Genomic DNA, 20,096 nt, shown 5'->3' with positions numbered 1-20,096 from the left:
AATTGAGTGAGCGGAGGAGAGCATGCGAAGCGGTGCGAAGGTCCTGTTTCGGGCCCTAGGAGGAGCGTTCTGCCTCGTCGGCGTGCTTGCTTTGGTTCTGGCCGCGATGATCGCCACGCCGCTTGCGCGCCCGCCCGAGCTCAAGTCGATCTCGGAGACGGCCGGACGGGTCGACCGCAGCACCATGCCAGGGCTGCAGCGCTTCAGCGCCCGCGATGGCACCGAGCTGGCCTATCGCCATTACCCGGCGCGCGGGGCGGCTGTCGGCAAGGTCGCGATCGTCGTCCACGGCTCCTCCGGCTCCAGCGTCGCCGTGCATGCCCTCGCCGATGCTTTGGCGGCGCGCGGCATCGAGACCTTCGCGCCCGACATTCGCGGCCATGGCGGCTCCGGCACCCGCGGCGACATCGGCTATCTCGGACAGCTCGAAGACGATCTGGCCGACCTCGTCGCCGAGCTCAGGAGGTCGATCCCGGCCGAGCCGATCGTGCTGCTCGGCCATTCGGCTGGCGGCGGCTTCGCGCTGCGCGCGGCGAGCGCCCCGATCCAGGATCTGTTCACGCGCACCGTGCTGCTCGCTCCCTATCTTGGTTACGACGCGCCGACCAACCGGGAGAATTCGGGCGGCTGGGCCGGTCCTGACATTCCGCGCATCCTGGCGCTCGGCGCGCTCAGGCGCATCGGCATGCCGTGTTGCGAGGCACTGCCCGTGCTGGCCTTTGCTGTCAGGCCGAATTCGGAGAAATTCCTGGCGCCGACCTACAGCTACCGGCTGTTCCGAAATTTCGCGACCCGCGGCTACAAGGCCGATCTCGCCGCGGCGAAGCACCCGGTGACCATCATCGCCGGCGCCGATGACGAGCTGATGCTCGCCGACAAATATGCAGATGCGGTGCACGCCGTCGCGCGCGGCGTTGACGTGAAGCTGATCGCGGGCGTCAATCACATGGAGATCGTGTCGGCGCCGCAGGCGGTGAGCGCGATCGCCGAAGACGTGGCTAAGCGCTAGAGGTTCAAACCGCATGATCGACAGCCTGGAAGCCGCGCGGGCGCTCGGCGACATCGAGGATGTGATGAAGCGCGTGCGGCAGTCGCAGATCTATCGGCTGTCGAGCCTGCTGATGATGCTCTGGGGCGTTCTCGTCTTCGCCGGCAATCTCGTGACCTATCTCACGCCGGTCCACGCGGCCAAGGCTTGGCTGACGGTCTATGTCCTCGGCCTCGCCGGATCGGTGGTGTTGGGCGCGGCGGAGAAAGCGCGCTCCGGCGTGCGCAGCTTCGATGTCAGGGCGGTGCTCGCCTTCGTCATGTTCTTCGCCTTCGGTTTCTTCGTCGAGGCGATCGGCCATTTCGGACCGCGCGAGATGGGCGCGTTCTGGCCGGTCTATTTCATGCTGTTCTACGGCCTCGCCGGCTTGTGGTTCGGCGCGGCCTTCACGGTGTTCGGCCTGTGCGTCACCGCGTTGACCCTGGTCGGCTATCTCTTCATCGGCGCGGCTTTCCCGTTGTGGATGGCGTTCGTCAATGGTGGCGGCCTGGTTCTCGGCGGCCTGTGGATGCGGCGGAGCTGACGGCTTGGCGGAGCTCGACGAGATCATCCACCAGCCGCTGCGGCTGAAGATCATGGCGGCGCTGAATGCCCTGCCGGCCGGGGCCGGGCTGGAATTCGTCCGGCTGAAGAAGCTGACAGGCGCCACCGACGGTAATCTCGGCGCCCACATCGACACGCTGGCGCGCGCCGGCTACGTCGCCGTGGACAAGGCCTTTGTCGGCAGGAAGCCGCAGACTATGGTGACGGCCACCGCGGCCGGCCGTGCGGCCTTCGCCCGCTATGTCGCGAGCCTGCAGGACATCATTGCCGGCGCAGCCGCGAAGCCGCCGGAGCCATGATTTGACTCCGTTGCGAGGGCCGGGCAATTGGGGCGTCCAAATTGGCCCATCCCTCTGCGACGGCATCGACGATGAACATTCTGCTCCTTGGTTCCGGCGGCCGCGAGCACGCGCTCGCCTGGAAGATCGCCGGCTCGCCGCTGCTCACCAAGCTGTGGTGCGCGCCCGGCAATGCCGGGATCGCCAAGGAGGCCGAATGTGTCGCGCTCGACGTCGCCGATCATGCGGCGGTGATCGCGTTCTGCCGGGCAAACAAGGTGGACCTGGTGGTGGTCGGCCCCGAGACGCCGCTCGCCGCCGGCATCGTCGATGATCTCGAAGCGGCCGGCATCAAGGCGTTCGGCCCGTCCAGGCTCGCCGCCAAGCTCGAGGGCTCCAAGGGATACACCAAGGATCTCTGCGCCGAATACGACATCCCGACCGGTGCCTATTCCCGCTTCGACAATGCCCCCGAGGCACTGGCCTATGTCCGCGAGCACGGCGCTCCGATCGTCGTCAAGGCGGACGGGCTGGCGGCCGGCAAGGGCGTCGTCGTCGCCAAGACGGTTGTCGAGGCCGAGGACGCCATCAAGATGATGTTCGAGGGCGGCTTTGGTGTCGCCGGCACCGAGGTCGTCATCGAGGAGTTTCTCGAAGGTCGGGAGGTGTCGTTCTTCGCGTTGTGCGACGGCGAGACCGCGATACCGCTGGCCTCCGCCCAGGACCACAAGCGGGTGTTCGATCACGACCAGGGACCGAACACCGGCGGCATGGGAGCGTATTCCCCGACGCCGTTCGTGACGCAGGAGATTCATGACAAGATCATGAATCAGATCATTCAGCCGACCATTGCCGGGATGAACGCCCGGGGCACACCCTTCAAGGGCATTCTCTATGCCGGCCTGATGCTGACCGCCCAGGGGCCGAAGCTGTTCGAATACAATGTCCGCTTTGGCGATCCGGAATGTCAGGTGCTGATGCTCCGGATGATGTCGGATCTCGTGCCCGCCATGCTGGCCGCCTGCGACGGGCAGTTGAGGAATTTCGACCTGCGCTGGTTTCCCGACGCCGCCGTCACCGTGGTCATGGCCGCGAAGGGCTATCCCGGCGACTACGCCAAGGGCGGTGTCATCGAGGGGCTCGACGACGCCGCGAGGATCGAGGGCGTCGAGATATTCCACGCCGGTACGGTGGCAAAGGACGGCGCCATTCTCGCCAATGGCGGGCGCGTCCTCAATGTCTGCGCGTCGGGCAAGACCGTCACCGAGGCTCAGGCGCGGGCCTATCAGGCCGTCGACCGCATCAAATGGGCCGACGGCTTCTGCCGGCGCGACATTGCCTGGCAGGCGGTGGCGCAGGAAAGCGGTCAGGGCCGAGCATCGTGATCGCCGCAGTCGGCCCCGCAAGGCTATTTTTCCCGTACGAATTGTGGCAGTTCCATAGACTCATGCCTTGATGGGATGAATCAGTTCCGCCGTGGAACGGAGGGGCCATGGAATGCGCGCGGTGCGGCAGGCAGAATCAGCCAGGGAGAGCCTCGTGCGACCGGTGCGGCGAGCCGCTCAGCCTCAGATGTGAGGCGTGCAACCAGACCAACAGTCCGTCGAATCGCTTCTGCGGCCAATGCGGCGCGCCGTTGCCCGGCCGGCTGGCTCCGCCCGACCAGGCGGCGCAGCGCGTCCTGAGGACCCTGAGCAGCAAGGGTGGAGAACGCAAGCGTCTCACCATCCTGTTCGCCGACATCCGCGATTCCACCCAGCTGATCGACAGCCTCGGCGATCCCGAGCTCGCGATGCAGCGGCTCGATCCGGTGCTCAACCTCATGAAGGAGGCGGTCCACCGCTATGACGGCGTCGTCAACAAGACGCAGGGTGACGGCGTCATGGCCCTGTTCGGAGCGCCGGTGCCGCATGAGGATCATGCGGTTCGCGGCTGCCTCGGCGCGCTGGCGATGCAGGACTCCATCGCGCGCCTCGCCGACCCGCATTTGCAGGTCCGGGTCGGGCTGCACACCGGCGAGGTGATCGTCCAGGTCGTCGAGAACAGCATGTACCAGACCTACGACGCGGCCGGCGCCAACGTCCATCTCGCCAATCGTCTGGAGCACATGGCCGAGGCCGGCACCATCCTGATCAGCAAGGAGACCTACACCGGCGCCAGGCAGTTCGTCGAAGCCGAGCCGCTCGGCACCCACGCGCTGCGCGGCATCGCCTCGCCGGTGTCGATCTACAAGCTGATCGGCCGCCTCAGTGCGCCGGCGAGCGACGTCTTCCGCAGCGGCCAGCGCCTGTTGCCGCTGATCGGGCGCAATGCCCAGCTTGCGGTGCTCGAGCGCGAGCTCGACGACGTCCTGGCGGCGCGCGGCGCTGTCGTCGGCATTGTGGGTGAGGCCGGCATCGGCAAGAGCCGGCTGTGCTTCGAGTTCGCCGAGCACTGTCGCCGCCAGGGCATTCGCGTCTACGAGGCGCGCGTGCTGGCACATGGCCGCGCCACCCCGTTCCAGCCGGTGCTCGAATTGCTGCGCGACTTCTTCGGCATCCGGCCGAAGGAGCCGGTGGAGGTGTCGCGCCAGCGCGTGGTCGACCGGCTCGAAGCCATTGCCATGCCCGACACGGCGCTGGTCCTGCTCCTGGACTTCATGAACCTCGCCGATCCGGCACGGCCGGCGCTCCGGCTCGATCCCGGCGTGTTCAAGACCCGTCTGCTGAACGTGTTCAAGACGCTGTTCCGTGCGGCGCCCGCCGACGGCGCCATGGTGATCATGATCGAGGACCTGCATTGGGTCGACGAGGCCAGCGAGGAATTCGTCGAGGCGCTCGCGGAGGCCACGGTCGGGACCAAGACACTGCTGGTCGTGAACTACAGGCCGGGTTTCGCCGCCTCCTTCATGCAGCAGGCCCCATTTCACGAACTGCACATCGTCCCGCTTGCCTCCGAGGAGGCAAGCGAACTGCTACGCGGGGTGTTCGGTGACGATCCTTCGCTGGAGGTGCTGGCGCGCGACATCGTCGAGCGCGCGCAGGGCAATCCGTTCTTCCTCGAGGAGCTTGCCAGCGCCGTTTCCGAAAGCGGCGGCTTCGAGGGTGAGCGCGGCGCCTACCGTCTCAAGGGTGGCATCGGACCGATTCCACTGCCGCCGACCGTGCATGCGGTCGTGGCCGCGCGCATCGATCGTCTCGGCGAATCTGCCAAGAACGTGCTGGAAGCAGCGGCCGTGATCGGCCGATCGGTCGCGCTGGCGGTGCTCAAGCCCGTAACCGGCATCGATGACGCAGAGCTGTTCGATGCGCTCGCTCAGCTCAGGCAGGCCGATCTTCTCTACGATCTGCCGCCGTTCGACATGGGCGTGCTCGCCTTTCGTCATCCGCTGATCCAGGAGGTCGCCTATGCGATGCAGCTGCGGTCCCGGCTGAGCACGGTCCACGCTGCCGTGGCCAAGGCGATCGAGGCGCTCGATTGGGGGACGCAGGACGAATTCGCTGCCCTGATCGCCTCGCACTATGAGTTCGCCGGCCAGACCATGCAGGCGGTCGAGCATCTGCAGCGCGCGGCGCGCTGGATCGGCCGCACCAACACGGCGGAGGCGCTGCGGCTGTGGAAGAAGATCCGCTCCCTGCTGCAGGCGCTGCCGCAATCGGAGCGCGTCGACCGCCTGCGTGCGCTGGCCAGCGGCCAGATCCTGAACTTCGGCTGGCGCGAAGGCATCTCGGCCGAAGAGGTCAAGCCTTTTGCTGAAGAAGCGTTGAGATTTGCCCGCTCCTCTGACAAGGCGCATGAGCCGTTGTTGATCGGCGCTTATGGCCGCGTGCTCGCTTCGACGGGAGCGGCCGATGACTACGTCGACCTGGCGCAGAACGCCATCAAGCTGACCTCGGGCGAGGGGGATGTTGGCCGCTACGCGACCGTCAACGCCATGCTGGCGCAGGCATACACACATTCGGGACGGATGAACGAGGCGCTCTCGGCGGCCAATACAGCCATCGCTGCAATGGCAAGCCAGGCCGGCTTCGACAGTCACGTCACGCTTGGTTTGAACCCGAACCAGATTCTCGGCTTTGACGTCAGCTATTGGGTGAGATGCATCAGGGCGCGCGCAATGGCTCATCTCGGCCAGATCGAGGATGCTCGCAGCGAGCTTCTCGAATTGGTGCAGCAGCCTTCATCCGAGGTCGCACCGGTGCTCCAGTTCGTCCCGCACTTCAACCTCGTGGAGCTGGCATGGATGGTCGAAGACCAGAGCCTTGCGCGCGAGCACGCAAGGCGAGTTTCCGATCTCGCTGAAACATCCGGCATTCCCTACATCCGCGTGCTCACCTTGCTCTGCGCAAGCCTCGAACAGGCTTTGACCGGTCGATTCGCCGACGCGACGAATGAGATGGTTGGCGCGATCGAAGCCGCTCGGGCCGCAAGGACGGGGCTCGAGCTCGAGGCGCGCATGGCCGCCATAAATGCCGATCTGCTTTACCGGAGTTACGACTTCGATGCCGCTATCGAGGCCAGCAAACAGGCGATCCTTGTAGCCAAGCGAAAGACGGATCGAGTGGCGGAGTGTTACGCGACGACCGTTCTGGGCCTTGCTCTTGCCGGAGCCGGCAGGAACGAGCAGGCTGCGGGACTTCTTGAGCAGATAGGACATCTCATGAATGTCTCCGGTGCGTTCTGTCTGCGTTCATTAGTTCAGAAACTGCAATTGCATCTTGAAGCAATGCAATGATGCATGCATTGTCGATTCGTTGAATTCCGGCTTTTTCAGATTTGGGGGTTACAATGGGGGTAATGATTAAAGACAGTACTACCCTTGATATTATCGTGCAGCTCAACAAACGGTTCGATGCAGATGCCTTGCCCGAAATGGTCGAGCTGCAACGGGAGTTCGGGGTCTTCTCGCTGAGGCATAGTCTACAGCAGTCCTTTGCTTTGCTCGGAATCGTGCCTGCCGATTGGTCCGAGCGGCGGCGCTGGTACAAGTTTCTCGAGTTTCTGAAGACGTATCCATCGGACATCGCCAGCGTGAACGGCCATGATCGTGTGATCCAGGCGTTCAAGGATGATCTGGAGTGCGAAAAGCCGCTGCCGGTCTCGATCGTCTGTCACTCTGCGGCAGAGGATCCCCGTGTCACCGTGTCGGAAGGACGTCCGATCGTTTTCTCCCTCGACAAGCACGTCATTATCTCTATCCCGACGACGCCCGGTCGTGAGGCACGCAAGCAGGCCGCTGAGACCGCACGGGCGAGGCGGGTCGAAAAACGCAAGAAGTGAGGCGACCACGAGGGTCGTCTTCGGAGACGAGGCTCTTTGCTCGATTCCCCTGTTCTGACGTCGATGTCTATCGCGCCGTGCCGTCTCGAGCGATCACCGACCCGGTTCGGTGCTGATGTGCGTGAGAAGCTGAGCGCTGCCTTGGGCCGTTCAGCTTCACTGTCCCATTGGCGCCAGATCGCCCTTGATGGTCCGGAGAAAAGAAGGCACCATGACACCGGTGCATTCTGCGCTATCGGGAGGAAGCCGTTATGGGAGCGATGATGAAGGACAGCACGACGCTCGACGTCGTGGTTCAGTTCAACAAGCGGTTCGAGGCTGACGCGGTGCCGGAGATGGCCGAGTTGCAGCGCGAGTTCGGGATCTTTTCTGCCGAGCATGGCCTGCAGCGCTCGTTCACCTTGCTTGGCATCGTGCCTGCCGACTGGAATGAGCGCCGTCGCTGGTACAAATTCCTGGATCATCTCAAGACCTATCCTTCGGACCGCGACGGCGTAAATGGTCACGATCGAGTCGTCGAGGCTTTCAAGGAGGATCTGGAATCGGGCGCGCCGTTGCCGATCTCGCTCGTCTGTCATTCGGCCGCCGATGATCCGCGCGTCACTGTCTCTCGTGGACGGCCTGTCGTCTTCGCGTCCGACGTGCACGTCATCGTGTCGATTCCGACGACGCCCGGCCGCGTCGTGCGACAGCAGATTGCAAAGACGGTGCGGGAGCGGCGCGCTCGAGAGCTCAGCATGCAGTGAGCGCCAGATCTGCCACACGCACGGCGAAGGACGTTCCGAGCCTCGGCTTGATCCAGGCGGACGTCGATGCCTATTACTCTGCCTGCGTTGCGCGTCACGGCGCAACGCCGCGCGGCGTTGACTGGTCGTGCGAGGCGACGCAGGGCCTGCGCTTCGTGCAACTGATGAAGCTGTGCGACGTGTCGGCGCCGTTCAGCCTCAATGACATCGGTTGCGGCTATGGCGCGCTGGTGCCGTTTCTTGAATCGCGTTTTGCGTCCTGTGAGATTGACTATCTCGGCATCGACCTGTCCCGCGCCATGATCAGCCGGGCGCGGCGCCGCTTTGCCGCCCCCTTGCGGCGCTTCGTCGTCGCGTCGGAGAGCCCGCGCATCGCCGACTATTCGGTCGCCTCGGGCATCATGAACGTCAACGTCGGCTATTCGCGCGACGCCTGGGAAGGCCACATCAAAGCCATGTTGCAGCGCATGTTCGCGACCAGCCGGCGCGGCTTTGCCGTCAATTTCATGCGAGCGGCCGCTGATGAGGAGCAGGACGGCGATCCCGCCAAGGCGCGCCTGTATCGCACTACGCCGGACGTTTGGGCCACCCACTGCGAGCAGGAGTTTGCGGCGGCCGTCGAGGTCATCGGCAACTACGGGATGAAGGAGTTCACGCTCCTGGTGCGCCGCCTGACTCATGCCGCCCCGTCGCAAGCAGGGCTCTCGCACTGATGTCGGCTGTTCCGTCGCTATCCTCGCAGACAGATCGCCGCAGCGCCGCCGTCGAGCGTGCTGTGGACGTGCTGATCTCCTCGCGAGGTCACGCCGATCCAACGCGGCTGGAACGCGCCTGTGCGCTGCTGCGCCAGCGCGCGCCGCTGCATTGGGTTGAACGCTCGGGCGTTCGTCCGTTCCGGGCGGTCACGCGCTATGCCGACATTGTCTCGATCGAGACACGGAGCAATGAGTTTGCCGCGGGCCCGCGCACCTATCTCGCCAGCGAGACCTCCGAGGCCGTGCTGCAGCGTGTCACCGGCAAGCCGCAACTCGTGCGCAGCCTGACCGAGATGGATCCGCCGGATCACGGCGTTTATCGCGGCATCATCCAAGGCGCCTTTGCGCCGCCGGTCTTGCGCGAGATGGAGACATGGCTGTCGCAATGGGCCGCCGAGATCATCGACCGGGTTTCCGCGCGCGGCGCCAGTTGCGACTTCGCAGGCGACGTGGCGCTGCCCTTCACCTTCCGGGTGATCGGCCGCATGCTGGGCACGCCGGAGGCCGACGATGCCCGGCTTGCGCGGCTCGCCCAGGCCTTCGTGGGCGCCGAGGATCCGCGGCGCCGTCTCGCCGAGGCGCCGGGCGATACGATGCGGATGGCCATGCTGGCGCTGCGCGATTATTTCGAAGCCGTCGTGGCCGACCGGCGCGCCCGACCGCGCGACGATCTCGCCAGCCTGATTGCGCATGCCGCGCCGCATGGCGCGGCAATGCCGCATTACGAGCTGATCTCCTACTTCATCCTGCTGGTCACGGCGGGCCACGATACGACGGCGCTCGCATTGGCGGGCGGCCTGGCGGCGCTGCTCGCGGCGCCCGAGCAGATGGTGCGGCTGCGGGCCGAGCCCGAGCTGCTCGATCCGGCGATCGAGGAAATGCTGCGCTGGACCTCGCCGGTGCGGCACTTCATGCGCACCGCGGTCTGCGACACCGAGGTCGGGGGGCAACGCATTCGCGAAGGCGATGGGCTGGCCTTGTTCTTCCATTCGGCCAATCGCGACGAGACCGTGTTCGAGGACGCCGGCGCGTTCCGGATCGATCGCAGTCCGAACCCGCACATCGCCTTCGGCCGTGGTCCGCACATCTGCATGGGACTGCAGCTGGCGCGGATGCAGATGCGGGCGCTATTTGCGGAGCTGCTGCGCCGGACCGAACGGATCGAACTCGCCGGGCGGGTGCGCCGGGTGCGGTCGCCCTTCATGAGCGGCGTCTCCAGCCTCCCGGTTCGCATGAGCTTTCGCGCGCTGCGCAAGGAGGCGGCTGCATAGGCCTCACCGCCGCGCCTTGAAGAACTCCTTCAGCATCTGCGCCGCCTGCTGCTCGCCCACCGCCGAATAGACCTCCGGGGCGTGATGGCAGGTCGGCGCCGTGAAGAAGCGCACACCCGACTCGACCGCACCGCCCTTCGGATCGGCGGCCCCGTAATACAGCCGTCGGATGCGCGCGAAGGAGATCGCGCCAGCGCACATCGTGCACGGCTCGAGCGTGACGTAGAGGTCGCACTCGACCAGCCGCTCGCTGCCGACGACCTGGGCCGCCTGCCGCAGTGCCAGGATCTCGGCATGCGCGGTCGGGTCGCGGTCGGTCAAAGTGCGGTTGGCGGCGGTGGCGATGACCGCGTTGTCACGGACGACGACGCAGCCGATCGGCACCTCGCCGGAAATTGCGGCCGATTCGGCCGCTTTCAGCGCCAAATCCATGAAAGAAGGGCTGTTCATGGCTCGTCACGCCCGCCCAAGTCTGCTACTGGATCGCCCTTCAGCACAACCGGACCCCGATTTCCTGCGTGACATGCGCTGCTTCAGAAGCGCGCGGTTCACGCGTCGTCCTGCACCTCGAAGTGAGACCTTCATGCCCCGCACCACCGACAAAGACAACGATTCCCGCGGCCGCCGCGGCGGCGCCCCGCGGGGGCGGTCCGAGGGCGGCAAAGGACGCTCGGGCGCTGCGCGTGGGCCGGAAAAGAAGTTCGCCAAGCGCGGCTTCGGCGACAAGGAAGCGGGTGGCCGGGGCAAGCGCTCCTTCGACGAGGGCCGCGCCCCGCGCCGCCGCGACGACGGCGATGCGCCGCGCAAATCCTTTGGCGACAAGCCGCGCTTCAACCGCGATGAGCGGCCGCGCGGCGATCGGGCCTATGCCGCTCGCCCGGCGCGGTCGGGCGATGGCGAGAAGCGCGCCTTCAAGCCGCGTGGCGACCGGCCGAAATTCGATCGCGACGAGCGGGGCGGCGAGAAGCGTCCCTATACGCCGCGCGCCGGTCGCGACGAGGCTCGTCCGGCGGGGCGATCGTCCGAGCGCAAGTTCGGCGAGCGCAAGCCCTACGCTCCGCGGGAGCGCGATGGTGAGAAACGCCCCTATACGCCACGCGGCGAGGGCGCGCGTGATCGCGGCGACCGGCCGCGCACCGAGCGCAGCTTCGGCGACCGTCCGCCGCGGACCGGCGATCGCCCTGAGCGCAAGTTTGGCGGAGAGCGCAAGTTCTCTCGCGGCGCTGAAGGCGATCGGGGCGAGCGCAAGTTCGGTGCCGGCGCGCGCGGGCCGCGCAAGGAGTTTGGCGACCGTCCCTCGCGCGGCGAGAGCAAGCCGTGGCAGAAGCGCGGCGCGGATGGCGATCGCCCGGAACGCAGCCCGCGTCCGCCGCGCGAAGGCGGCCGCAGCTTCGATCGCCCGCGCACCCAGCGCAGCAGCGAGGATCGTCCGAGATTCGACAGGCCCAAATTCGACAAGCCGAAGTTCGATCGCCCGCGCGATCGGGGCGAGGAGCGCAGCTTCGACCGGCCGCGCCGTCCCGAGGGGCGCACCGACTGGCAGGAGCATCCGCGCAGCGAACGCCGTGGCCGCGACGGCTTCTCCGAGCGGCCGCGCCGCGACAATGAAGACGACAGCAAGGTCTTCGCCAAGCGTCCGGCGTTCGGCGGCCGCGGCGCCTATCGCGAGCGCAAGCCCGAGACCGACAAGCGCAGCGCCCGCGTTGCCGCCGAGCCGGCCGCACCGAAGAAGGCCGGCGAGCGCATCGCCAAGGTGCTGGCCCGCGCCGGCCTCGCCTCGCGCCGCGACGCCGAGGAGATGGTCACGCAGGGCCGCGTGACGGTGAACGGCCGCGTCATCAACTCCCCCGCGCTCGATGTCACCGAGAATGACGTGATCCAGGTCGACGGCGCGCCGCTGCCGGAGCGCGAGCGCACGCGGCTGTTTCTGTATCACAAGCCGCGCGGGCTGATGACGACGCACAGCGACCCCGAGGGGCGGCCGACGGTGTTCGACAATCTGCCCGAGGGCCTGCCACGGCTGATCTCGATCGGCCGACTCGACTTCAACACCGAAGGGCTCTTGCTGCTCACCAATGACGGCGGCCTCGCGCGCGTGCTGGAATTGCCGGACACCGGCTGGACGCGGCGCTATCGCGTCCGCGCCCATGGCGAGATCACGCAAGGACAGCTCGATCAGCTCGCCGCGGGCGTCGAGGTCGACGGCGTCAAATACGGCCCGATCGAAGCGACGCTCGAGCGCGACCAGGGCGCCAATGTCTGGCTGGTCGTCGCGATCCGCGAGGGCAAGAACCGCGAGGTGCGCAACGTGCTCGCGCATCTCGGCCTCGAGGTGAACCGCCTGATCCGCGTCTCCTACGGTCCGTTCCAGCTGCTGGAGCTGCCCGAAGGCGAGGTGCAGGAGGTCAAGACGCGGGTGCTGCGCGAACAGCTCGGCGAGAAGGTCATCGCGCAATCGGGCGCCGATCTCGGGCCGGCGGGCAAGGGCAACCGCGAGCCGCTGCCGGACCCGAAGCCCAAGCCGAAGCGGGAGGTCGTGGCCGACCGCAAGGGCCGGCGCGTGCTGGTCCAGCGCACCGGCAGCGACGAGGCGCGCGAGCGCCACGAGGCCGAGGCGCGTTTCCCCGGGCCGCCGCGGCGGCCGAAGCGCGGCTATCACGGCAAGCGCGATATCACGCCTCGGGACGACGAATAGGGTGCGGCGATGCGTGTCGTCGGTGGACGGCTGAAGGGCCGCAACATCGCTTCGCCCGCCTCGCGCGACATCCGGCCGACGCAGGACCGGCTGCGCGAGGCGCTGTTCAACATCCTCGTCCACGCCTACGAGGATCCGATCGAGGGCGCACGCGTGCTCGATTTGTTTGCCGGCACCGGCGCGCTCGGCATCGAGGCGACCTCGCGCGGCGCGGCGTTCACGCTGTTCGTCGACAACGGCGCCGAGGCAAGGGCGCTGCTGCGCAACAATGTCGAATCGCTCGGGCTCGGCGGCGTCACCAAGGTCTACCGCCGCGACGCCACCGATCTCGGACCGGCGCATCCGGTCGAGCCGTTCTCGCTGGTGTTCCTCGATCCGCCCTATGGCAAGGGCTTGGCCGAGAAGGCGCTGGCCTCGCTGCGCGACGGCGGCTGGCTCGTGCCATCGGCGCTGCTCGTGGTCGAGGAGTCCAAGGCTGCCGCGTTCAAGGCGCCCGAGGGGTTCGAAGAGCTCGAGCGCCGCGCTTACGACGACACGGAGTTCGTGTTCCTGCGCCGGTCCTGATCCTCGCTCGCTGTCGCCCCTGCGAACGCAGAGGCCCATAGCCACAGGATTGCGTTGGGAGGCTGGCTGCTCGTAACGTCGTTCATGTCCCTGACTGCTGCTGCGGCGTATGGGTCCCGGATCGGCGCCGCCGGACGGCGCTACGCGCCGCCGGTGGCTTGTCCGGGACGACACCGGATTTGTAGCTATCGTCGTGGCCTCAATCGTAGCCGCTATCTCCTCCCGAACAGCTTCTCCACATCCGCGAGCTTCAGCTCGACATAGGTCGGGCGGCCGTGATTGCACTGGCCCGAGTTCGGCGTGTCCTCCATCTCGCGGAGCAGCGCATTCATCTCTTCCGGCTTGAGGCGGCGGCCGGCGCGGACCGAGCCGTGGCAGGCCATGGTGGCGGCGACGTGCATCAGGCGGCGCTCCAGCGGCAGCGCCTCGCCCCATTCCTCCATGTGCTCGGCGAGGTCGCGCAGCAAGCCTGCGGCATTGATCTTGCCGAGCAGCGATGGCGTCTCGCGCACGGCGACCGCGCCAGGCCCGAAGGATTCGATGGCGAGGCCGAACGAGGCCAGCTCATCAGTCCGCGCAAGCAGTGACTCGACGGTGGCTTCGTCGAGCTCGACGATGTCCGGGATCAGCAGGATCTGCCGCTGCACGCCATGCGCCGCCAGCGAGGCCTTGAGCCGCTCATAGACGATGCGCTCATGGGCGGCGTGCTGGTCGACGATGACGAGGCCATCGCGGGTCTGCGCCACGATGTAGGTGTCGTGGATCTGGGTGCGCGCAGCGCCGAGCGGACGGTCGAGCAGGTCGGGCGCGGCCGGCTGCTCGTGCAGCCGAACGTCGGCGCGGGGTGTGCCGACGTCGAACGCCGCTTGAGAGGACTCCGCAAGCCCGAACGAGCCGAGATCTGGTGAGGGCGCCGCCGCAGGGAAGGAGCCGCCGAAATGCGGCATCACCGGCGCCGACGGCGAGCGCTGCCAGTCCCAATTCATCGGACCGACGTTGGGCCGCGGCGGAGCGAAGGCCGGGCGGAACGCGGCGATGGTCGCGCCACCCTCATTGGCCGCGGTGCGGCGGCCCTCCCGCGCGAGACCTTCCTTCAGCGCGTGGATGATCAGCGCGCGCACCAGGCCGGCATTGCGGAAGCGCACCTCGGTCTTGGCCGGATGCACGTTGGCGTCGACCTCGCGCGGATCGAGCGTCACAAACAGCGCCACCAACGGATGCCGGTCACGCGGCAGATAGTCGGCATAGGCGGCGCGCACCGCGCCGAGGATCAGCTTGTCGCGCACCGGCCGGCCGTTGACGAACAGATACTGGCCGAGCGCATTGGCGCGCGTCAGCGCCGGCGCCGCGGCGAAGCCTTCGACGACAACGTGATCGCGCTCGCTGCGCACCGCGATCGCATGGCTGCGGAAGTCGGCGCCGAGGATGTCGCCGAGCCGCGTCAATTGGCCCGGCGCGCCGGGCAGCGCGGCGGCCCAGGTCACCGGCGCGCGTTCCTCGCCGGCGAGGGTGAAGGCGATGTCGGGCCGCGCCATCGCCAGCCGCCGCACCACCTCGCGGATCGCCTCGGCCTCGGTGCGGTCGGTTTTGAGGAACTTCAGCCGTGCCGGCGTGGCGTGGAAGAGGTCGGCGACCTCGACGCGGGTGCCTTGGTTCAGCGCGGCCGGCACGATCGGGGACTTGTCGCCGCAATCGACTTGAAGCGCCCAGGCGTGCGGCTCGCTTTTGTGTCGCGTCGTGATCGACAGCCGCGCCACCGAGCCGATCGAGGGCAGCGCTTCGCCGCGGAACCCGAGCGTGCGGATCTGCAGCAGGTCCTCGTCGTCGAGCTTGGAGGTCGCGTGGCGCTCGACCGCGAGCGCGAGATCGGCCGCGGTCATGCCGCCACCGTCGTCGGTGATCGCGATCTTCCGCCGCCCGCCACCATCGGTGAAGATGTCGATGCGGCTGGCGCCGGCGTCGATCGCGTTTTCGACCAGCTCCTTGACGACGCTCGCGGGCCGCTCGACCACCTCGCCGGCGGCGATGCGGTTGACGATCTGTTCGGGGAGCTGGCGGATGGGCATGGTGCGAACGAACTTGAAAGCTGGCTGGCTTGGATCTTGAAGGCGCGCGGCGCTGCGGCGGCCACGCTGCAAATGTGGGGCGAGAATAGCTTTTTTCATGCGCTGCGGCAGAGAAAAGCAACCTTCTCCAACGGGATTGTGAGGCGGGCGGGGCCAGTATATCGTTTCGCAAAAATAACGATCAGCCGGAGGAAGACCATGTGCCATCTGTTCGCACACCAGCCTCAGCGCGATTATGCGTCGCAGACCCGTAGTTTGCGGATCGGCGGCCATAGCACGTCGATCCGGCTCGAAATGGCGTTCTGGGACACGCTCGAGGAGATCGCCGCCAAGGAAGGCATGAGCCTCGCGAAGTTCGTGACCACGCTGTACGCCGAGGTGCTCGACCACCACGGCGAGGTGAGGAATTTCGCCTCGCTGCTGCGCTGTTCCTGCCTGATCTATCGGGCGAAGGCGACCGCCGCGGTGCCGGATTTTCGCGCGCCGGCCGCGATCATGGACGCGGCGGAGTAGCCACGCGTCTGCTGTCTCGTCTCCCTCCCCCGCCTGCGGGGGAGGGCGGGGTGGGGGCGCCACACGGGCAGTCTTTCCTGCGCGCGCTTCATGGGCAGTCTTTGTGGAGCGTTCCCCCACCCGCATCGCATCTTCGATGCGATGCGACCTCCCCCGCAAGCGGGGGAGGCGCTGACTGCATTCGCGGCGGGTGAGGTGCGCACCCATCACGCGTTGCTAATCAGATCTCCTTCTTCTGCATCGCGCCCGCGATGTAGTCGGCCTGGCGGATCGCCAGCGCCACGATGGTCAGCGTCGGATTGCACGCCGCACCGGTCGTGAACTGACTGCCGTCCGACACGAACAGGTTCTTGATGTCGTGGGTCTGGCCGAACTTGTTGACGACGCCGTCCTTGGCCTTCTCGCTCATCCGGTTGGTGCCGAGATTGTGCGTCGAGGGATAGGGCATGGTCGGGTAGGTCACGGTGGCGCCGACCGCTTCGTAGATCGCCGAGCCTTGCTTGTAGGCGTGGGCGCGCATCGCGACGTCGTTGGGGTGGTCGTCGAAATGCACCGACGCCACGGGCATGCCGAACTTGTCCTTGGCGACCGGATCGAGCGTGATGCGGTTGGTCTCCTGCGGCATGTCCTCGCCGACCAGCCACATGCCGGCCATGCGCGGATAGGTCTCCATCGCCGCGGTGAAGCTGCGGCCCCAGGCGCCGGGGTTGAGGAACGCCGCCATGAACGGCAGGCCGAGCGACAGCGTCTCCATCTCATAGCCGCCGACGAAGCCGCGCTTCGGATTGAACGCCGCCTCGTCGCGCACGATGCCGGCCATTGTGGTGCCGCGATACATGTGCACCGGGTTTTCGAACGTCGCATAGACGCTGCCGGTCATGTGCCGCATGTAGTTGCGCCCGACTTGGCCGGAGGAGTTGGCGAGGCCATCCGGGAACATGTTCGAGGCGCTGTTGAGCAGGAGGCGCGGGCTCTCGATCGAATTGCCGGCGACCGCGACGATGCGGGCCTTCTGCAGCTGCATCTTGCCCTGGCTGTCGGCATAGACCACGCCGGTCACCTTGCCGGAGGCGTCATGCTCGATCTTGATCGCCATGCTGCCGGATCGCACTTCGAGATTGCCGGTGGCCTCGCCCTTCGGAATCTCCGTGTAGAGCGTCGACCATTTCGCACCGGACTTGCAGCCCTGGAAGCAGAAGCCGATCTGCTGGCACGAGCCGCGGCCGTCGCGCGGCTGCGAGTTGATCGCCATGTTGCCGGTGTGCACGGTCTTGTAGCCGAGCTTGCGGGCGCCGGCTTCGAGCACCTTGAAATTGTTGTTGCCGGGCAGGCCGGGAATGTCGTTGGTGCGGGTCACGCCCATCTTGAACTCGGCCTTGGCGTACCACGGCTCCATCTCGGCGAGCGTCACCGGCCAGTCCATGAGGCTCGAGCCGGGCACGCCGCCATAGGTGGTGCGGGCCTTGAACTCGTGCTCGTCGAAGCGCAGCGAGGCGCCGGCCCAGTGCACGGTCGAGCCGCCGACCGCCTTGACAATCCAGGCCGGCAAATTGGCGAAGTCCTTGGCGACACGCCAAGTGCCCGATGTCGTGCGCATGTCGGTCCAGGCGAGCTGGGTGAAGCTCTCCCATTCGTCATTGATGAAGTCCGGAATCTCGTAGCGATTGCCGGCCTCCAGTATGACGACCTTGATGCCCTTCTGCGCGAGCTCGTTCCCGAGCGTGCCGCCGCCGGCCCCCGAGCCGATGATGACGACGACGCTCGAATCGTTCTGGTCGAATTTTGCCATGGTGGTGTCCTCCGTGTTCTCTTCGTTGTTCGCCGGCGTCAGGCTTTCGGCAGCCAGTCGATGTCGGAGAAGCCACGGTTGATGTAGCCGCCATGCTCGGCGGAGGAGCCCTCGTAGCCGAACTTTGGCCAGAGCTCTTTCTGATTGTAGAGCGACACCACGAGGTCGCCGCGCAGGGTCTTGAAGAACGTGGTCTGCTCGATGCCCTGGAGCAGCGCGACGCGGTCGGCCTCCCACGGCACCTGCGCATAGGGCACCTTGTGGCGATCCTTCGCGTCCTGATCGAGCCGGGCGACGCCGTCATTGATCATCGCCTTGACCGCGGCATCTTCCGCCGCCTTGCCGTCCCACGGCTTGACCGCGGTGATGTAGTAGCGGTCGGCGAGGAAGTCGTGCGGGTAGATGTCGCGCGCGACCTTCACCAGCGTCTTCAGCGTCGCCGGCGTCAGCGCCTTGGCATCCTCGGCCCAGGCATCGGTGATCCCGAGGCCGGTCGCGGAAGCCACGGCCGCGGCCGGCACGGTCGAGGCCGCGCCCTTGAGAAAGACGCGGCGGTCGTATCTGTTGCGGCGATCGACTTCTCTCATGGGTATCCTCCGTGGGTTTTTTGCTTATGTATTTGCGTCGTTCTGCGGCTAGCCGAAGCGGCCGCCGCGCTGGATGACCTCGATCTTGTAGCCGTCGGGGTCGCTGACGAAGAAGAACCGCGCGAGTGTCGCGCCATTGTGCTTGAAATCGCGCAACGGGCCTGGCGCCAGGTTCTCGCGCTCGAAGCGGGCGTGCTCGGCGTCGAGATCGTCGACGACGACGGCGAGATGGCCGTAGCCGTCGCCGAGCGTGTACGGCTCCTTGCGGTCGTAGTTGACGGTGAGCTCGACCTCGAACGGCGAGGAGGGATGGCGCAGATAGATCAGCGCGAAGCCGTCGAAGCGGAGGTTGTCGGCGATCTCCAGCCCGAAGGCGCGCTTGTAGAAGTCGAGCGCTTTCGCTTCGTCGAAGACGCGGATCATGGAGTGTACGGGCTTGGCCATCTCAATTGTCCTTCAAATAGTTGATGATCGTGGCGCGCACGTCGGGCTTGGCCTGGCGATAGGCCATCACGGCGCCGGGGATCAGCTCTTGCGGATTGGTCAGCCAGGCGTCGAGCTTGGCCTCGTCCCAGGTGAAATCGGCCTTGGCGAAGCCGGCCGAATAGCGGAAACCTTCGATCGAGCCGGCGCGGCGGCCGACGATCTTCGACAGCGGCGGCCCCTGCCGCATCGGCTCGGCGCTGCTCAGCGTATGGCAGACGCCGCATTGCTGCTTGAACAGGGTGGCGCCGTCGACGGGCTTCGGCGCGGGCAGCGTCATCTGCGCCGACGCGATCGTGGTGCTCAGCACCGCGCCAATGAATGCCCCGCACAGAAGAAGCGCATCTTGCGCCGCACGCCGTCCCGCCATCGTTCCTCGCTCGCAATTTTTCCGGAGCGTAGGTCGCAGGTGGAGCGCCGTGGTAGTAGCCGGCTGTTTCAGCGGGAACAAAGCGTGCGCAGCAGTCGTGCGCGCCGCAGGAATGTCAGCGTTACGGACTAATCGTCGAAACGGCGCGCACCGCGCCCCGCCTTGACGTCGCTGCGGAGCTTCTTGCCCTCGAGCCGGCGCTGCTTGGAGCCGAAGGTCGGCTTGGTCGGGCGCCGCACCTTCGGCCGCACCATCGCTTCGCGGAGCAGCGTGACCAGCCGCTCGATCGCATCGGCCTTGTTGCGCTCCTGGGTGCGGAAGCGCTCGGCCTGGATCACGATGACGCCATTCTTGGTCATGCGCTGGCCGGCCAGCCGCGCCAACCGTGCCGCGGCATCCTCCGGCAACGTGATGCGGCTGGTGTCGAAGCGCAGTTGCGCCGACGTCGACAGCTTGTTGACGTTCTGGCCGCCAGGTCCGGAGGCGCGGACGAACGAGATCTCGATGTCGTTCTCGTCGATGGCAAGGTCGCGGGAGATCCGCAGCATGGGACACCAGGGGGAATCGAGGCTTTCGCGTGCACCATAGCGGTTTTAGGGGCGGCGTGCGCGGGTTCGCGTCGACGGCACCGTTGACCCGGGACAGTCATCACAATCTCCGCTGTCACCCCGGCGAACGCCGGGATCCATACCCCAGGGAGCAGTTTGGGGCAGGCGGGTCATTGACATCTCGTCCCCATCATTTCGGCTGCGGCGTATGGGTCCCGGATCTGCGCGCACCTTGCGCGCTTGTCCGGGACGACAGCGGTTGGTGTGGCGGACTTCACGGTTCAAACAGCGGGGACGATCAGCTAGGACACGGCTTCGCGCTCTCGCGGCATGCCTGCCCGAGGCTTGCATCGTCGTGGCCCTCGCTGAGAATGCAGAGGGCGCGGGGAATGCCGGGCGCTGGCCGCACCCATGGCCCGCCTGCGAAAAAAATGCAGGCGGCAGGTACCACAGGTTCAGCCGAGGCATCCCGGCATTCCCCGCGCGACGGTCTTCACGCTGATACGCGCTCTTGTGTGTTCGAAACCTGCCAGAATGTGCGAACGGGCGGTTCTGACCAACCGCCCGTCGCTGGATCTGAG

At 66.7% G+C, this 20,096-nt stretch carries 19 protein-coding genes; 12 read left to right on the top strand and 7 right to left on the bottom strand.

The annotated features are described in order from the left end of the window. Nucleotides 1–22: 22 nt before the first annotated feature. The 9 genes from QX010_RS11075 to QX010_RS11035 all read left to right on the top strand — a co-directional run bounded on the left by QX010_RS11075 (nt 23) and on the right by QX010_RS11035 (nt 9,900). Nucleotides 23–1,009, top strand: coding sequence for an alpha/beta hydrolase (locus tag QX010_RS11075; protein WP_410051942.1), 987 nt, complete (start codon nt 23–25; stop codon nt 1,007–1,009). 13 nt (nt 1,010–1,022) lie between these two features. After that, nucleotides 1,023–1,571 (top strand): hypothetical protein, encoded by a 549-nt coding sequence (locus QX010_RS11070; RefSeq protein WP_316179462.1) that lies wholly within the window; start codon nt 1,023–1,025, stop codon nt 1,569–1,571. A gap of 4 nt (nt 1,572–1,575) precedes the next feature. Continuing rightward, the gene (locus tag QX010_RS11065; protein ID WP_316179460.1) at nt 1,576–1,890 is read left to right on the top strand and encodes a transcriptional regulator; all 315 of its coding nucleotides are present in this window, start codon (nt 1,576–1,578) and stop codon (nt 1,888–1,890) included. Between the two features lie 71 nt (nt 1,891–1,961). Continuing rightward, the gene (purD, locus tag QX010_RS11060; protein ID WP_316179458.1) at nt 1,962–3,254 is read left to right on the top strand and encodes a phosphoribosylamine--glycine ligase; all 1,293 of its coding nucleotides are present in this window, start codon (nt 1,962–1,964) and stop codon (nt 3,252–3,254) included. Between the two features lie 107 nt (nt 3,255–3,361). After that, nucleotides 3,362–6,583, top strand: coding sequence for an adenylate/guanylate cyclase domain-containing protein (locus QX010_RS11055; RefSeq protein ID WP_316179456.1), 3,222 nt, complete (start codon nt 3,362–3,364; stop codon nt 6,581–6,583). A 95-nt stretch (nt 6,584–6,678) separates the two neighbouring features. Continuing rightward, the gene (locus QX010_RS11050; protein WP_315801927.1) at nt 6,679–7,128 is read left to right on the top strand and encodes a hypothetical protein; all 450 of its coding nucleotides are present in this window, start codon (nt 6,679–6,681) and stop codon (nt 7,126–7,128) included. A gap of 335 nt (nt 7,129–7,463) precedes the next feature. Beyond that, nucleotides 7,464–7,874, top strand: a complete 411-nt coding sequence (locus QX010_RS11045; protein WP_315801928.1) for a hypothetical protein — start codon at nt 7,464–7,466, stop codon at nt 7,872–7,874. 47 nt (nt 7,875–7,921) lie between these two features. Further along, on the top strand, nt 7,922–8,587 hold the full coding sequence (locus tag QX010_RS11040) for a class I SAM-dependent methyltransferase (RefSeq protein ID WP_316179453.1): 666 nt from the start codon (nt 7,922–7,924) through the stop codon (nt 8,585–8,587). Continuing rightward, nucleotides 8,587–9,900 (top strand): cytochrome P450, encoded by a 1,314-nt coding sequence (locus tag QX010_RS11035; protein ID WP_316179451.1) that lies wholly within the window; start codon nt 8,587–8,589, stop codon nt 9,898–9,900. Before QX010_RS11040 ends, QX010_RS11035 begins: the two co-directional genes overlap by 1 nt. Nucleotides 9,901–9,903: 3 nt before the next feature. Here QX010_RS11035 and QX010_RS11030 read toward each other — a convergent pair whose 3' ends face one another. Beyond that, nucleotides 9,904–10,350 carry a nucleoside deaminase gene (locus tag QX010_RS11030; protein ID WP_315801931.1) on the bottom strand — a complete coding sequence of 149 codons (447 nt, stop codon included), beginning with the start codon at nt 10,348–10,350 and terminating at the stop codon, nt 9,904–9,906. Nucleotides 10,351–10,483: 133 nt separating this feature from the next. Here QX010_RS11030 and QX010_RS11025 point away from each other — a divergent pair, with 133 nt between their 5' ends. Together QX010_RS11025 and rsmD are read left to right on the top strand one after the other, a co-directional pair. Further along, nucleotides 10,484–12,595: a pseudouridine synthase gene (locus QX010_RS11025; protein ID WP_316179449.1), complete on the top strand. Its 2,112-nt coding sequence runs from the start codon at nt 10,484–10,486 to the stop codon at nt 12,593–12,595. Between the two features lie 9 nt (nt 12,596–12,604). Next, nucleotides 12,605–13,159: a 16S rRNA (guanine(966)-N(2))-methyltransferase RsmD gene (gene rsmD / locus QX010_RS11020; RefSeq protein ID WP_316179448.1), complete on the top strand. Its 555-nt coding sequence runs from the start codon at nt 12,605–12,607 to the stop codon at nt 13,157–13,159. Between the two features lie 212 nt (nt 13,160–13,371). Here the strand turns inward: rsmD and mutL are convergent, their stop codons facing one another. Then, nucleotides 13,372–15,225, bottom strand: coding sequence for a DNA mismatch repair endonuclease MutL (gene mutL / locus QX010_RS11015; RefSeq protein WP_316179447.1), 1,854 nt, complete (start codon nt 15,223–15,225; stop codon nt 13,372–13,374). A gap of 198 nt (nt 15,226–15,423) precedes the next feature. Between mutL and QX010_RS11010 the strand changes: the two genes are divergently transcribed. Then, entirely contained in the window at nt 15,424–15,738 is a 315-nt protein-coding gene (locus QX010_RS11010) for a ribbon-helix-helix domain-containing protein (protein WP_315802167.1), read from the top strand. A 220-nt stretch (nt 15,739–15,958) separates the two neighbouring features. Here the strand turns inward: QX010_RS11010 and QX010_RS11005 are convergent, their stop codons facing one another. The 5 genes from QX010_RS11005 to arfB all read right to left on the bottom strand — a co-directional run bounded on the left by QX010_RS11005 (nt 15,959) and on the right by arfB (nt 19,515). Then, complete coding sequence (locus QX010_RS11005; RefSeq protein ID WP_316179446.1) at nt 15,959–17,527, bottom strand: GMC family oxidoreductase; 1,569 nt, start codon at nt 17,525–17,527, stop codon at nt 15,959–15,961. A gap of 38 nt (nt 17,528–17,565) precedes the next feature. Then, nucleotides 17,566–18,114: a gluconate 2-dehydrogenase subunit 3 family protein gene (locus QX010_RS11000; RefSeq protein ID WP_316179445.1), complete on the bottom strand. Its 549-nt coding sequence runs from the start codon at nt 18,112–18,114 to the stop codon at nt 17,566–17,568. A gap of 48 nt (nt 18,115–18,162) precedes the next feature. After that, nucleotides 18,163–18,558, bottom strand: coding sequence for a VOC family protein (locus QX010_RS10995; protein ID WP_316179443.1), 396 nt, complete (start codon nt 18,556–18,558; stop codon nt 18,163–18,165). A gap of 1 nt (nt 18,559) precedes the next feature. Beyond that, on the bottom strand, nt 18,560–18,877 hold the full coding sequence (locus tag QX010_RS10990) for a c-type cytochrome (protein ID WP_316179823.1): 318 nt from the start codon (nt 18,875–18,877) through the stop codon (nt 18,560–18,562). A 218-nt stretch (nt 18,878–19,095) separates the two neighbouring features. Then, on the bottom strand, nt 19,096–19,515 hold the full coding sequence (gene arfB / locus QX010_RS10985) for an alternative ribosome rescue aminoacyl-tRNA hydrolase ArfB (protein WP_006610408.1): 420 nt from the start codon (nt 19,513–19,515) through the stop codon (nt 19,096–19,098). Between the last annotated feature and the right edge of the window lie 581 nt (nt 19,516–20,096).

It is taken from the genome of Bradyrhizobium sp. SZCCHNRI1009 (assembly GCF_032487575.1).
In the GTDB taxonomy this organism is placed as follows: Bacteria; Pseudomonadota; Alphaproteobacteria; order Rhizobiales; family Xanthobacteraceae; genus Bradyrhizobium.
This window is presented reverse-complemented; position numbering and strand designations above follow the sequence as displayed.

Bases quoted from the DNA above. Each gene is read 5' to 3' on its own strand.
- QX010_RS11075 (WP_410051942.1), top strand. From the start codon at position 23: ATGCGAAGCGGTGCGAAGGTCCTGTTTCGGGCCCTAGGAGGAGCGTTC.
- QX010_RS11070 (WP_316179462.1), top strand. From the start codon at position 1,023: ATGATCGACAGCCTGGAAGCCGCGCGGGCGCTCGGCGACATCGAGGAT.
- purD (WP_316179458.1), top strand. From the start codon at position 1,962: ATGAACATTCTGCTCCTTGGTTCCGGCGGCCGCGAGCACGCGCTCGCC.
- QX010_RS11055 (WP_316179456.1), top strand. From the start codon at position 3,362: ATGGAATGCGCGCGGTGCGGCAGGCAGAATCAGCCAGGGAGAGCCTCG.
- QX010_RS11045 (WP_315801928.1), top strand. From the start codon at position 7,464: ATGGCCGAGTTGCAGCGCGAGTTCGGGATCTTTTCTGCCGAGCATGGC.
- QX010_RS11035 (WP_316179451.1), top strand. From the start codon at position 8,587: ATGTCGGCTGTTCCGTCGCTATCCTCGCAGACAGATCGCCGCAGCGCC.
- QX010_RS11030 (WP_315801931.1), bottom strand. From the start codon at position 10,350: ATGAACAGCCCTTCTTTCATGGATTTGGCGCTGAAAGCGGCCGAATCG.
- QX010_RS11025 (WP_316179449.1), top strand. From the start codon at position 10,484: ATGCCCCGCACCACCGACAAAGACAACGATTCCCGCGGCCGCCGCGGC.
- rsmD (WP_316179448.1), top strand. From the start codon at position 12,605: ATGCGTGTCGTCGGTGGACGGCTGAAGGGCCGCAACATCGCTTCGCCC.
- mutL (WP_316179447.1), bottom strand. From the start codon at position 15,225: ATGCCCATCCGCCAGCTCCCCGAACAGATCGTCAACCGCATCGCCGCC.
- QX010_RS11010 (WP_315802167.1), top strand. From the start codon at position 15,424: ATGTGCCATCTGTTCGCACACCAGCCTCAGCGCGATTATGCGTCGCAG.
- QX010_RS11005 (WP_316179446.1), bottom strand. From the start codon at position 17,527: ATGGCAAAATTCGACCAGAACGATTCGAGCGTCGTCGTCATCATCGGC.
- QX010_RS11000 (WP_316179445.1), bottom strand. From the start codon at position 18,114: ATGAGAGAAGTCGATCGCCGCAACAGATACGACCGCCGCGTCTTTCTC.
- QX010_RS10995 (WP_316179443.1), bottom strand. From the start codon at position 18,558: ATGGCCAAGCCCGTACACTCCATGATCCGCGTCTTCGACGAAGCGAAA.
- QX010_RS10990 (WP_316179823.1), bottom strand. From the start codon at position 18,877: ATGACGCTGCCCGCGCCGAAGCCCGTCGACGGCGCCACCCTGTTCAAG.
- arfB (WP_006610408.1), bottom strand. From the start codon at position 19,515: ATGCTGCGGATCTCCCGCGACCTTGCCATCGACGAGAACGACATCGAG.